The 14,310-nt window shown below is 35.5% G+C and carries 12 protein-coding genes and 1 pseudogene; 11 read left to right on the forward strand and 2 right to left on the reverse strand.

From position 1 onward, the window contains the following. Positions 1–29: 29 nt before the first annotated feature. Positions 30–338 carry an ArsR/SmtB family transcription factor gene (locus tag QRE67_RS09580; protein ID WP_286124642.1) on the reverse strand — a complete coding sequence of 103 codons (309 nt, stop codon included), beginning with the start codon at positions 336–338 and terminating at the stop codon, positions 30–32. A gap of 107 nt (positions 339–445) precedes the next feature. On the opposite strand from QRE67_RS09580, the gene QRE67_RS09585 reads away from it, so the two are divergent. Beyond that, entirely contained in the window at positions 446–1,381 is a 936-nt protein-coding gene (locus QRE67_RS09585; RefSeq protein ID WP_286124643.1) for an aldo/keto reductase, read from the forward strand. Positions 1,382–1,436: 55 nt separating this feature from the next. Beyond that, positions 1,437–2,624, forward strand: a pseudogene (locus tag QRE67_RS09590) (MFS transporter). A gap of 187 nt (positions 2,625–2,811) precedes the next feature. Here the strand turns inward: QRE67_RS09590 and QRE67_RS09595 are convergent. After that, a complete protein-coding gene (locus QRE67_RS09595; RefSeq protein ID WP_286124644.1) occupies positions 2,812–3,669 on the reverse strand; it encodes an alpha/beta hydrolase in 858 nt (285 codons plus the stop codon). A gap of 214 nt (positions 3,670–3,883) precedes the next feature. On the opposite strand from QRE67_RS09595, the gene allC reads away from it, so the two are divergent. Genes allC through arcC form a run of 9 tightly spaced genes read left to right on the forward strand, consistent with a single transcriptional unit; the run spans position 3,884 to position 14,253 of the window. After that, entirely contained in the window at positions 3,884–5,116 is a 1,233-nt protein-coding gene (allC, locus tag QRE67_RS09600; protein ID WP_286124645.1) for an allantoate deiminase, read from the forward strand. 12 nt (positions 5,117–5,128) lie between these two features. After that, positions 5,129–6,403: an MFS transporter gene (locus QRE67_RS09605; protein ID WP_286124646.1), complete on the forward strand. Its 1,275-nt coding sequence runs from the start codon at positions 5,129–5,131 to the stop codon at positions 6,401–6,403. Between the two features lie 26 nt (positions 6,404–6,429). Then, on the forward strand, positions 6,430–7,215 hold the full coding sequence (gene allE / locus QRE67_RS09610; protein WP_286124647.1) for a (S)-ureidoglycine aminohydrolase: 786 nt from the start codon (positions 6,430–6,432) through the stop codon (positions 7,213–7,215). Positions 7,216–7,256: 41 nt separating this feature from the next. Beyond that, positions 7,257–8,309, forward strand: coding sequence for an ureidoglycolate dehydrogenase (gene allD / locus QRE67_RS09615; protein WP_286125236.1), 1,053 nt, complete (start codon positions 7,257–7,259; stop codon positions 8,307–8,309). A 16-nt stretch (positions 8,310–8,325) separates the two neighbouring features. After that, a complete protein-coding gene (allD, locus tag QRE67_RS09620; protein WP_286124648.1) occupies positions 8,326–9,375 on the forward strand; it encodes an ureidoglycolate dehydrogenase in 1,050 nt (349 codons plus the stop codon). A 14-nt stretch (positions 9,376–9,389) separates the two neighbouring features. Next, the gene (fdrA, locus tag QRE67_RS09625; RefSeq protein ID WP_286124649.1) at positions 9,390–11,156 is read left to right on the forward strand and encodes an acyl-CoA synthetase FdrA; all 1,767 of its coding nucleotides are present in this window, start codon (positions 9,390–9,392) and stop codon (positions 11,154–11,156) included. 21 nt (positions 11,157–11,177) lie between these two features. Further along, positions 11,178–12,440: a YlbE family protein gene (locus QRE67_RS09630; RefSeq protein ID WP_286124650.1), complete on the forward strand. Its 1,263-nt coding sequence runs from the start codon at positions 11,178–11,180 to the stop codon at positions 12,438–12,440. Between the two features lie 22 nt (positions 12,441–12,462). Further along, on the forward strand, positions 12,463–13,290 hold the full coding sequence (locus tag QRE67_RS09635; protein ID WP_286124651.1) for an oxamate carbamoyltransferase subunit AllH family protein: 828 nt from the start codon (positions 12,463–12,465) through the stop codon (positions 13,288–13,290). Between the two features lie 21 nt (positions 13,291–13,311). Then, complete coding sequence (gene arcC, locus QRE67_RS09640; RefSeq protein WP_286125237.1) at positions 13,312–14,253, forward strand: carbamate kinase; 942 nt, start codon at positions 13,312–13,314, stop codon at positions 14,251–14,253. Positions 14,254–14,310: the final 57 nt, after the last annotated feature.

Consider the following 14,310-nt stretch of genomic DNA (forward strand, 5'->3'; position numbering starts at 1 on the left):
AAAAAGACATCTCATATGAGATGTCTTTTTCAATAGGGTTCTGTAGCTTGTGATACAACGTCTAATAATCCTGGGAATCTGGCGTTTAAATCTTCTGTTCGAATCGAAATAAAACGCTGAGTACCTTCCATACGTGTATGCATGACACCTGATTCACGCAACACTTTGAAGTGATGGGATAAGGTCGATTTTGCAACGGGGATGTTTAAAGCACCGCATGATTGTTCATTTTGTACTATTAACATTTTGACAATTTGTAAACGGATTGGATCACTCAGTGCATATAAGACAGAAGAAAATTGAATTTCTTCGCGATTTGGATGGTATAGTGTTCGCATTTTTTCACCTGCTTTAATAAGTTCATTTATTTGCACTATAGCATATAACGTGCTATATTTCTATTGTTCGATTATATTCGAACGATAGAAATATAGGGGGATAAAAGATGAAGTACACGACATTACAAAAAGCAGGACTACAGGTTTCACAAATGGGTTTGGGGACAAATGCAGTAGGAGGCTATAACTTATTTTCTAATGTAAACGAACTAGAGGGGACAAAAATGATTGAAGAAGCTCTTCAGCAAGGAATTACATTTTTAGATACAGCCGATGCATATGGATTTGGAAGATCTGAAGAATTAATAGGAGAGACATTAAAAGGTAGAAGACATGAAGTTGTACTTGCTACAAAAGGGGGCATACAGCCACTATCAAATGGTTCTACCAGTATCAATAATGAGCCGAATTATTTGCGAAATGCCGTTGAGAATAGCCTAAGAAGACTACAAACGGACTATATTGACTTATATTATTTACATTTTACTGATCTAGAAACTCCATATGAGGATTCTATTGGAGAGCTCGTTTGCTTGAAAGAAGAAGGAAAGATTCGTTCTATTGGGATATCAAACGTAAACTTAGCACAATTAAAAGAAGCAAATCAGCATGGCGATATTGATGTATTTCAGTCACCTTATAACATGTTAGATCGAACAGCAGAGAAAGAACTCCTACCATATTGTATAGAACAAGATATTTCATTTATTCCTTATGGGCCTCTTGCTTTTGGAATTTTAGGTGGGAAATATACTGGGAATTTGCAATTAGATGAGAAAGATTGGCGTAGAAGTGTTTCATTATTTGAGGAGAATACATATAAAAAGAATTTTGTGAAAGTTGCAAAACTAAAAAATTTTGCACGAGAAAAGGGCACGGCAGTTTCAAACATAGCGTTAGCTTGGCTTCTGAATCAAACTGGTATTGATACGGTGATTCCTGGAGGGAAAAGAGCAGAGCAAGTAAGAGAAAATGTGAAAGTAATGGATGTAACATTAAATGAGAGTGATTTGAAATATATTCAATCTGTTTTAGAGGATTAAAATAAAAAGGGCTGTGAATACAGCTCTGAATTTATAAATTAAGGAGATGCAAACAATGAGTAAAATCATGAGTTTATTTTTTATCATGATGTTTATGATTGGTACAGATACATTTTTGATTTCACCACTTTTGCCGACTCTGCAAACGGTATATAGTATCTCTACGGAAATATCCGGTTGGATGGTAAGCGCGTATGCGTTAGGGTATGCACTATTTGCGCTCATTGCAGGGCCTATTTCTGATGGATTAGATCGAAAAAAAGTGATGCTTGGCGGCATGAGCTTTTTTGCGATTAGTACGTTTTTATGCGGGTTAGCACCAAGTTTTTGGTGGATGATTACGTTCCGCTTTTGTGCTGGTGTTAGTGCAGCGTTTGTATCACCACAAGTATGGGCATCTATTCCACTTCTTGTTCCAAAAGATCAAATTGTAAAATGAATCGGAATTGCAACTGCAGGCCTATCGTTGTCACAATTGCTCGGGTTACCAATTGGCGCTTATTTAGCTACGAATCACTATTCAACACCATTTTTTACAATCGGAATTTGTTCGGGATTACTTATTGTTTTAATCTATATGACATTACCGCAGTTACGACCAGTAGAACAAACAAAAGTAAGAAATAAATCGATTATGAATCGTTACAAAGGTTTATTACAAGAGCGAAAAGTTTCATATTCATTTTTTGCGTATTTTCTCTTCCAAACAGGAAATTTTGCAGCATTTTCGTTTTTTGGCGTATGGCTTGCAAGTCAATTTGGATTACAGGTAAGTGAAGTGGGAAGTGCTATGCTTATACTCGGATTAGGGAACTTAACAGGAAATATTTTAGGACCTAAGCTTGTCAAAAAACTTGGTCATGCGTATTCATTTTATGGAGGCATAATACTGATTACGATTTTATATGTAATTTTGCCACATTTGAAACAAATACAATTGGTAGAACTATTTTTCTTTATTTTATTTTTTATTACAGGAATTTTATTTGTTTTAATGATGAGTCAGCTACAACATTTATCTAGTTCGGCAAGAGGGACTGGAGCAGCACTCGCAAACTCTTCTATGTATATCGGACAAACGATAGGGGCAGCAGTTGCAGGGCTGTTATTTGCGACATTCCATAGCTTTGTAGCAGTTGGAATATTTACAGCACTTTTATATGTTATTTCACTAATGGTATTTAGAAAAAGCGATTGTATGAAACAGGTAGAAAAAAAGGAGATAACAAAAGTTTTTTCATAGAATATACAATAAAAATATTATGTAAATAAATTGAACGTGATTTATATTGCAAAAGCACTGTTTTAGTAAAACAGTGAAGAGGCTTTCCAAAAAGTAATATATTTGGGAGGCCTCTTTCTTTTATACGATGTATTTTTGTAGAGTTAAAAAATAGATTACAAACTAAAAAAGTAGAAATACTAAAAAATCAATGAATTTTGTTAATTAAAAATTGAACAACATTTTGGTATACCTCTAAACCAAGAGTAATCGTAGCATCGAAATCATGATCCGCTTTCTCAATGGATAAAAAATGATTATTAGGAATCATATCCTTATGGCGTAGTGCGACGGAATACGGAACATCTTGATCTGTTTGGCTATGAGCTATGAATGCCCGAGGAAGTTTAGTTAATTCATCTTTCGTTAAGCTAAAATAACTCATATCGCTATAAATATCTTCGAATAATTCATTCAACCAAGTTCCATTTTGTCGGCAGTGTATATAAATTGCATATCTGCTTTCAATACTTCCAGAACAAATGGCCTGTTTACCAACTAAACTATTTTTTGTCTGTAAAGTTACTTTAGGAAACTTTACATAATGTGAGTTGGGTCTTAAATAAAAAGATTCACGAATAGAGCTATATCCATAGAATATAATTAGGGCGTCTGCTTTTGGTAAAGTTGTATCTTTTGCTGCTAAAAAAGCTAAATAGGCTCCAGCAGAACGACCAAATAATATAAATGCTGAAGAATTTAAATGAAGTGTTTTAGAGAACTCATTATGAAACCAATGAAAACCATCTTGAATATCTTGATAAATTCCATCAAGTTTTGTTTCGGGTGCCAGACGATAATCAAATGTTAAAAAATGGAATACGTTTTTTAAAAATAACTGAATATAGTCTTTAGGTAAATCATTTCGATCTCCCCAAATTAAGCCACCACCATGAAAATAAATAATGGTTTTATTCTGTAATTCTTTAACTGTTGAGCGGTAAAAAGAAGCATGTAATGTTAAACCATCTTTTTGAGCATATGTAAAAACTTCTTCCCTAGTCATTTTATTCACCTCTTCTATAATATGTATTTAGGATATATAATTTTTTCAATTTATGAAACTGTTATAGCTGTCTTAAACAAAAATTAAATCAAATTTAGCTATAATGAACAAAAAAGACGATACACTTTTAGCTCATTCAAACAATGAAAACCTCTTTGAAATCGTTTACAATTTAAGTGTAGTAAATGAGCACAAACGAAAGGTGGAGAACGTAATGGATTGTATTTATCAAGATGTAGAAGAAAATGTAAAGTGGCTTTCCAATATTGGTGCGGATCCAACTGGTGGAACAACCCGATTATTATATTCAGATAGTTGGCTTAAAGCACAAGAGAGTGTTAAAGAAAAATTAGAAAATATTGGGTTGACAACATATTATGATCCAGTTGGTAATTTATTTGGTCGTTTAGAAGGATCTAAATATAAAGATGAAACGATAATGTCAGGTTCACATATTGATACAGTAGTGAACGGTGGGAAACTAGATGGTCAATTCGGTGTGCTTGCAGCATATTTAGCGGTTAAATATTTACAAGAGAAATACGGACAACCATTACGTTCTTTGGAAGTTATTTCAATGGCTGAAGAAGAAGGCAGCAGATTTCCTTATGCTTTCTGGGGAAGTAAAAATGTCTTTGGTATTGCAAAAAAAGAGGATGTACAAGACATTGAAGATTTTAATGGAGTACCTTTTACAGAAGCAATGGAAAAAGCAGGTTTTGATTTCCGTTCAGATGATGAAACGATTCGTGATGATATTAAAGCCTTTGTTGAAATTCATATTGAGCAAGGGAATGTACTTGAAAGAGAGAAACAATCGGTTGGTGTTGTAACAAGTATTGTTGGTCAAAGACGCTATACAATTACGCTAAAAGGTGAAGCCAATCATGCCGGAACTACACCAATGGGATATAGAAAAGATGCAGTTTATGGATTTAGTAAGATTTGCGTTGAATCTATTGAAAAAGCTAAAAAAGTCGGGGATCCACTTGTTTTAACATTCGGTAAGGTAGAACCAAAGCCAAATACAGTTAATGTTGTACCAGGCGAAGTTCTATTTACAATGGATTGCCGTCATACAGATAGTGAAACACTCGTTCAATTTTCAAAAGAAATTGAAGCAGATATGAAACGTATTGCAGCAGAACTTGGTATGGAAATTGACGTTCATTTATGGATGGATGAAACTCCTGTACCAATGAATGAACATATTATTGAGGTAATTAAAAATGCATGTGACGAAGAAAAATTAAACTATCGTGTTATGCATAGTGGTGCAGGACATGATTCTCAAATATTTGCTCCTCGTGTACCAACTGCAATGCTATTTGTTCCAAGTATTGGTGGGATTAGTCATAATCCGGCAGAAGATACAAAAACTGAGGATTTAGTTGAGGGAGTAAAAGCACTTGTTGCGACGCTACATCGATTAGCCTACAAAGAATAGGAAGTGAAGTAAATGGAAGCAAGTACCGCACAAGTAAAAAAAGGTATTGAATACTGGAAACAAATTATTATTATGCTCTGTATGGGCTGGGTTGTAATTTGGATGTATCGTACGGTGTTAACACCAATTTTTCCAGAATTACAACAAACTATTGGCATTCACACAGATATGCAAATGGGTTTGATTTCTAGTTTTTATTTCTTTGGTTATACAGGTATGCAGATTCCGGCAGGTATTTTAGTAGACAAACTTGGAAAAAAAGTAGTTTTAATACCGGGTTTCACACTATTTGCTATAGCTGCTATTTTAATCGGGATGGCAAGTAATATTACTATGATTTACATAGGTAGTTTACTTGCCGGAATTGGATGTGGCTCTTACTATGGTTCAGCTTACTCACTGTCTTCTGAAAATATCCCAGCAGAACGCCGAGGTTTGTCGACAGCAATTATTAATAGTGGCTCGGCAGTCGGTATGGGGATTGGTTTAATTGCTTCGAGTTTGCTTGTGAAATCTTTGCATATTCCATGGCAAGTCATGATGTTTAGTATTGCTGCGTTTATTGTGATATTAATCTTTGTTTTTGCCAAAGTTATTCAGGAAACACCTAGAAAAGAAAAAGGAATAGAGCAAAAAGAAAAGGTTGCCAAAACAAAAAGTACAGCATCTATGTCACAACTGTTTTCAATAAAAATGATATCTGCTTATGTATTGTACTTTGCTACTTGTTATGGCTATTACATGATTGTTACTTGGTTACCGTCCTTCTTACAGCAGGAACGTGGTTTTGAAGGCGTTGCAATTGGTTTTTCCTCTGCTCTTGTTGCAATTACTGCTATTCCAGGTGCACTTTACTTTAGTAGAATGTCTGATAAATTCCGAAATAAGAAAGTTAGTCTGATTATCGTGCTCGAATTACTTGCGGCAGCAATGTTAGTGTTAACCGTCCTTGCACCGACTTCAAGTATTTTATTAATAGGACTTATTTTATATGGACTGTTTGGTAAATTAGCAGTTGATCCGATTTTAATTTCATATATTGCAGATAGTGCGCCAAAAGAAGGATATGGCACATCGTTTGGGGTATTTAACTTCTTTGGTATGAGTTCATCGATTTTGGCACCGTTAGTGACAGGGTTTATATCTGACTCAACTGGTTCAAAAGTAATGGGTTTTTATGTCGCAGCTATTATTTTAGTAATAGGAGCTTCCGTATTCTTACTAGCTAATATGAAAAAAAGTAAAGCAAAACAAACGATTGAAAATAATGATAAAAATGTAATGTAATTAACTTATAGAAAAGAGGACTTATCATGGGTTATAGAAATAATAATACAGGTTATGTAACAAGTTTACTTGCAACACGTTCAATTATTAAAAAGGATAATTATGCCATTATCACACCAGATGGCTTAGTGAAAAATACGATTCCAGGATTTGAAGATTGTGATATTTCAATTTTAGCTACACCAAAATTAGGTGCTACATTTGTTGACTATCTCGTAACAGTTCTACCAAATGGAAAAAATAAAGCGGGCTTTGGAGGAGATGGAATCGAAACTTTCCTTTATGTTATTGAAGGTAATTTAAAAGTTGAAGCAGCAGGTAAAACTTTTGAATTAACGTCTGGCGGTTATGTATACTGTCCACCTGAAAGTAAACTTTACTTTGAAAATACAGATCAAGAAAATGCAGAGTTATTCTTATACAAGAAACGCTATGAAGCTATTGAAGGGCATCATGCTTATATTGTTTCTGGTAATGTAAACGATACTGCAGTAGAAGAATATGAAGGTATGAAAGATGTACTAATTAAAGATTTATTACCAAAAGATTTAGGATTTGATATGAATTTCCACATTTTATCCTTTGAACCAGGTGCAAGTCATGGGTATGTTGAAACACATTTCCAAGAGCACGGAGCATATATGTTGTCTGGTGAAGGTGTCTATAACCTTGATAATGAATGGATACCAATTAAAAAAGGTGATTATTTATTCATGGGAGCTTACGTGCCGCAAGCAACTTATGCTGTAGGCCGAGGAGAAGCATTTAGTTACATCTACTCTAAAGATTGTAATCGAGACCCAGAAATTTGAGGGGTGGAAAGTAGGTAAAACAAATGGTAAAGAATGAAATCATTAAGACGGATGAAACGGAATTACACGAACTTATACAGAAAAAGCTAGAAAAAGCAGGTTTGAGTAGTAAGCATGCGTCAGGAGTAGCTGATTTACTTGTATTTGCGGATGCAAGAGGCATTCATTCACATGGTGCAGTACGTGTAGAGTATTATGCAGAACGTATTGCAAAGGGGGGAACGAATGTAGAACCAAACTTTCGTTTTCAGCAAACAGGTCCAAGCACAGGTGTTTTTGAAGCAGATAATGGTGCAGGTCATGTTGCTGCAAAAGAAGCAATGGATGAGGCTATTCATTTAGCAAAAGAAAGTGGTATCGGAGTTGTTGGCATTCATCAATTGGGACATAGTGGAGCGCTAGCTTATTTTGTGAAGCAAGCGGCCGAACAAGATATGGTAGCTTTATCTGTTTGCCAATCCGATCCGATGGTAGTTCCATTTGGCGGAGCAGAACCTTATTTTGGAACAAATCCAATTGCATTCGCAGCTCCAAGTAAAAGTGGGACACCAATTATTTTTGATATGGCGACCACTGTACAAGCATGGGGAAAAATTTTAGACGCTCGTTCTAAAGACATGGAAATACCCTCGAACTGGGCGGTTAACGCAGAAGGGCAACCAACAACTGACCCACACGCTGTCAATGCTTTATTACCAGTTGCAGGCCCTAAAGGGTATGGCTTAATGATGATGGTTGATGTTTTATCAGGTATTTTACTTGGACTTCCGTTTGGAAAACACGTTTCATCTATGTATACGGATTTATCAAAAGGACGTAACTTAGGGCAACTACATATTGTAATAAATCCAAGTTACTTTACCTCATTAGATACTTTTAAAGAAAATATTGAAAAAATGACTCAAGAACTGCACGATATAAAACCAGCACCTAATTTTAAACAAGTCTTGTATCCAGGTGAACTGGGTGAAGTTGTTGCAGCTGATTATAAAGAAAATGGTATTCCAATTGTTAAAGAAATTTATGATTATTTAATAAGTGATACAGTGCATTTTGATAAATATAATCATGCAAATGCCTTTGCAGAAAAATAACAAAGGAGTTGGAACTATGAGAGTGATGAAAAAAGAACTACACAATTTGATCCAAAATAAAATTGAAAAAGCAGGATTAACAAAAGAACATGCTGAGATTGTAGCAGATGTTTTAACCTTTGCAGATGCAAGGGGAATTCACTCTCATGGTGCTGTTCGAGTTGAATATTATTCCGAAAGAATTGCCAAAAATGGCATTGCGCATCATCCAAACTTTCATTTTGAAAAAACAGGACCGGCAAGTGCAATTTTTGAGGCCGATAATGGTTCGGGTCATGTGGCTGCTAAACTAGCGATGGAAGAAGCCATTCATATAGCAAAGGAAAATGGTGTGGCGATTGTTGGTATTAAGCACATGTCTCATAGCGGAGCATTAGCCTATTTTGTAGAAATGGCAGCAAAACAAGATATGGTAGCTTTATCTGTTTGTCAATCAGATCCGATGGTCGTACCATTTGGTGGTGCAGAAGAATACTTTGGAACAAACCCAATTGCATTTGCTGCACCAACAGCAGATGAACGCATGCTAACATTTGATATGGCAACGACAGTGCAAGCGTGGGGAAAAATTTTACATGCACGTTCGAAAGGTGAATCTATCCCACCAACTTGGGCAGTTGATGAGCAGGGAGCTCCAACAACAGATCCATCAAAAGTAAATGCCCTCTTACCAATTGCAGGTCCTAAAGGATACGGATTAATGATGATGGTTGATGTTTTATCAGGTATTCTTTTAGGATTACCATTTGGAAAACATGTAAGTTCGATGTACGCAGATTTATCTAAAGGAAGAGATTTAGGGCAGTTACACATTGTTATTAATCCAGCTTTCTTTACTGATATGGATCTATTTAAACAACACATGTCGACTATGCTAGATGAAGTGAAGCAAGTAAAACCCGCTCCTGGACATGAACAGGTATATTTCCCAGGAGAACGAGGTAGATTGCGTGAGAAAGCTTATGAAGAAAATGGTATTGAGATTGTAGATGATATTTATGAATACTTAATTAGCGAAGATATTCATTACAATCGTTATGACCATAAAAATAAATTTGCAGAGTAAGAAAGGGGAAAGACATGTTACATACGATTATTAAAGATAATGCGTACCAAGATTCAGTGGTGCTTATGTTATTAACAAATAAAATTAGTACAATGGATGGTGTTAACCGAGTATCTATTATGATGGGAACACCAGCTAATAAAGACATCTTTGCAGGTAGCGGGCTACGTACACCAGAACTTGAAAAAGCATCAGCAAATGATATGGCAATTGTTCTTGATACTGATAATGAAAATATCATTGGCGATGTACTAAAAGAAATAGATGAATTTTTAACAAGTCAAGCTACAAGTGAAAAAGCTGAATCAAATGAAACAGCAAGAACATGGGGAAAAGCAATGAAATTAGATCCAGATGCGAATATTGCTTTACTTTCTATTCCAGGAATTTACGCGGCACAAGAAGCTGAACGTGCTTTAGATGAAGGTTTACACGTATTTATTTTTAGCGATAATGTACCAATTGAAGATGAGTTAAGATTAAAACAAAAAGCACATGAAAAAGGTTTGCTTGTTATGGGGCCAGACTGTGGAACAGGGATTATTAGTGGTGTCCCAATGGCATTCACCAATGTTGTTCGTCCAGGTAAAATTGGAATTGTTGGTGCTTCTGGTACAGGAATTCAAGAAGTATCAACTATTATTGATCGACTCGGCGGTGGCGTAACAAATGCGATTGGAACAGGTGGTCGAGACTTATCTGAAACAGTCGGTGGTATTACAATGATGGATGCTATTGTTGCTCTTGATCAAGATAGTAACACAGACGTGATTGTGGTAATCTCTAAACCACCTGCAAAAGTAGTTCGTGATAAAGTTTTAGCGCTTCTTCATACAGTGAACAAACCGGTTGTAACAATTTTTCTTGGTGAAAAACCAACCTACCATGAAGAGAATTTATATCATGCCTATACTTTAGAAGAAACGGCACGAATTGCTGTAGCACTTTCTAAAGGTGAAGAAATTACAGCAACAGAGACAGAAATTATTACTCCTGCTGTTAAATTAAAACCAGAGCAAATACATATTAAAGGATATTATTCTGGTGGAACATTAGCGAGTGAAGCAGGAATGTTAATTGCTGATGCTCTTGCATTAAAAGAGGGACCTATTAAACAAGATGGTTACATTTTAAAAACAGAAGGCCATGAAGTCATTGACTTAGGCGATGATATTTATACACAAGGAAAACCTCATCCTATGATTGATCCAGAAAAACGTATTGAGTTTATCCGTCAAGCGGCTAATGATCCAGAAACAGCAATTATTTTGCTCGATGTAGTTTTAGGATACGGAGCACATATCGATATGGCAAGTCAGTTAGCACCTTTTATTCGTGATGTACGCACGAAAACGAAAGCAGAAGGACGTGAAGTTGTATTTATTGGTACAGTTTGCGGAACAGATTCTGACCCACAAGGTTATGATAACCAAAAAAATATTTTAGAAGAAGCAGGAGTTATAGTCTGTGAAAGCAATAATCAAGCTATACGTACCGCACTTAAATTAGTTGGTTTTGAAGTGAAAGAAAATGTAAAAGAAGTACGCGCACAAGTAATAAATACAGAAGCGCCTCAAATTGAAGCGTCAGAGGCAATTTTAGAGATGCTAAAAGTTCAGCCTCGCGTTATTAACGTTGGTCTAAAAAGTTTTACACAAGCAATTAAAGAAACAGGTGGAAAGGCTACGCAATTTGATTGGAGACCAATTGCTGGTGGAGATGTCAAACTTCAAAAAGTTTTGCAATTTTTAAATAATTATCAAGCTGTAGCACGCGTTTAAAACTTAGGAGGTTAATTAATTATGACATATAGAACAATTGATGAAGCAAATCAAGCGGTGGCAGATAAAATAGTTGCAGCTGCGCCATTTTTATTAGATGTAGTGCCTGCAAAAACAGTAATACCAGAATTAGAAGGAAAAGTGTTACTTCATGCTGGTCCGCCGATTAAATGGGAAAATATGACGAATCCAATGCAAGGCTCTTGTATCGGTGCAGTTCTTTTTGAAGAATGGGCAAATGACGAGGAATCTGCTAAAGCGCTTTTAGAATCAGGAGAAGTCAAGTTTATTCCTTGTCACCATGTTGATGCTGTTGGACCAATGGGAGGAATTACATCAGCTAATATGCCTGTTTTTGTTGTTGAAAATAAAACAGATGGTAACCGCGCTTATTGCATAATGAATGAAGGAATCGGAGCAGTTCTTCGATTTGGAGCTTACTCTGAAGAAGTTGTTAACCGTCTTCGTTGGATGCGTGATGTTTTAGGTCCGATACTTGGTAAAGCATTGTGCACGCTAGAAAATGGTATGAATTTGAATGTTATTATAGCAAAAGCAATTGCAATGGGAGATGAATTCCATCAAAGAAATATAGCAGGTTCCTTAGTGTTTCTAAAAGAAATAAGTCCTATTATTGCGGGCCTTGTTTTAGATGAAAAAGAGCGCCAAGAAGTAATTACTTTCTTGGCAGATACAGATCAATTCTTCTTAAATATCATGATGGCTGCTTCAAAGGCAGTTATGGATGGTGCAAGAATGATTCAAGAAGGCACAATTGTTACTGCTATGTGTCGTAACGGTGAAAATTTTGGAATTCGTATAAGTGGTATGGGGGATGAATGGTTTACAGCTCCAGTAAATACGCCACAAGGATTATATTTCACAGGTTATTCAGGAGATGACGCTAACCCTGATATTGGTGATAGTGCAATCACAGAAACTTTCGGTGTTGGAGGAATGGCAATGATAGCTGCTCCAGCTGTTACGCGTTTTGTTGGAACAGGTGGATTCCAAGATGCACTAAATACTAGTAATGAAATGTTAGAAATCGTTATCGACCAAAACCCTAACTTTACTGTTCCAACGTGGAATTTCCAAGGGATTTGTTTAGGAATTGATGCTCGAAAAGTAGTAGAAACTGGCATTACACCTGTTATCAATACAGGTATTGCACATAAAAAAGCAGGAATTGGACAAATTGGAGCTGGAACAGTTCACCCACCAGTTGCATGTTTTGAAAAAGCTGTCATAGCATATGCTCAAAAATTAGGTTTAGAAGTATAAAGCTAGAGAGGAAGAGCTCAAAATGCTAATTATCGCAGAAAAAGCTAGCCAAAATATCGAACAATTGAGCAAAAGCAGCCAGCGATGGTATGTTCATAGTCTTTTTCAAAATGGATTTAATTTATCTAATGGAAAACATCTTGTCTTTATTGGAACAGATAAAAATGGCGAGCTACCTTTTGCGATAAATTTGTCAGATTTTCATGCCAAAAGCCTTCTAAAACAAATAAAACAAAACGATATCTTTTTTAGTAATAGAAGTACTTTTGAAAATAAAGAAAAAAATATAAGAATAGAAGTAAAAAATAATCTATTTAATAACAAGCTAGAGAAACAAAGAAAAATAGATATAGATAGAATCCAATTATGGTTTGATGCTATTTCGAAGTGTCAAACCATAAATGGATTTGATAAAACTATCGGGCAATTTATAAATGAAGAAGTGAAGTTTCGGAAAATTTTTAAAACAGAAAATATACAAGATGTTGAACAAATCTTACGTTATTTTCTAGGAAGAGGAAAAGGATTAACACCTTCAGGGGATGATATTATTCTTGGTATTTTAAGTGTTGATCAAGCATTTCCTTTTTTACAATCAGCATTTAAACAAATATTAAATACATTACTATTAGAAAAAGGATTAACTACAACGGTTAGTGAGGAATATTTAACATATGCTTTGAAAGGACAATTCAGTACAATTTTAATAAAAATCATGCGTTTTTTGAGTGGTAGTCAAAATGAATCAGCCAATGATTTATTAGAGGAATTACTGCAAAATGGACATACATCAGGCTTAGATACTGCAACAGGCATATGTTTAGCTTTAGTAGAATACAAGGAGGAATGATGAAATGGGAAAAAAGTCGTAATTGCTCTTGGTGGAAATGCAATTTTGCGTCCAAATCAAGAAGCAACTTTTGAAAATCAGTTAAGCAATGTTGAAGCAAGCTGTGTACTTATTACTGAAATGGTTCAAGCTGGGCATAAAGTTATTGTAACTCATGGAAATGGTCCACAAGTAGGTAATATTTTAAGACAAAATGAAGAAGCAAAAGGGGTTGTTCCTGCTTTACCAGTGGACGTTTGTAGTGCGGAATCACAAGGATTTATTGGCTATATGATGGAACAATCACTTAAAAATGCTTTAAAAGAAAGAAATTTAGATACACATGTAGTGACATTGTTAACGCAAACAGAAGTAAATGCTGAAGATAGTGCATTCCAAAATCCAACAAAACCAATTGGTGTTTTCTTTACAAAAGAGGAAGCAGAAAAAATAAGCAAAGCAAAGGGATGGCAAATGGTTGAAGATGCGGGTAGAGGTTATCGCCGCGTCGTTCCATCACCACAACCACTTAAAATTCATGGAGTAGAAGCTATTAAAAATTTAGTAGATACAGACACTATTGTTGTATCTACTGGTGGTGGCGGAATACCGGTGGTTATGGATAAAAATGGTCATCTAAAAGGTGTGGAAGCAGTTATTGATAAAGATCGTTCAGCTTTGCGCCTATCAGAACAAATAGATGCAGATGTATTTATGATTCTAACAGATGTAAGCAATGTTTATTTACATTTTGGAAAGCCAAATCAAATGAAATTAGAAGCAGTTTCACTAGATGAAGCAGAAAAATATATGGCTGAAGGTCATTTTGCAGATGGTAGTATGGGACCAAAAATGGAAGCGGCAATTTCTTTTGCTAGGGCAGGGAAAGAAGCGATTATTTGTTCGTTAGAGGAAGCGGCTGTAGCACTTGAAGGGAAAGCTGGAACAAGGATTTTGTCTAAGAAAAGTGAAGTAAGCATATAATGACTGGAGAGCCAGAGAATCTGGCTCTTTTTTACCCCGCTTTAACGGGCAGTAATA

Origin of the sequence: Bacillus sp. DX3.1 (genome assembly GCF_030292155.1) — a bacterium.
GTDB lineage: Bacteria > Bacillota > Bacilli > Bacillales > Bacillaceae_G > Bacillus_A.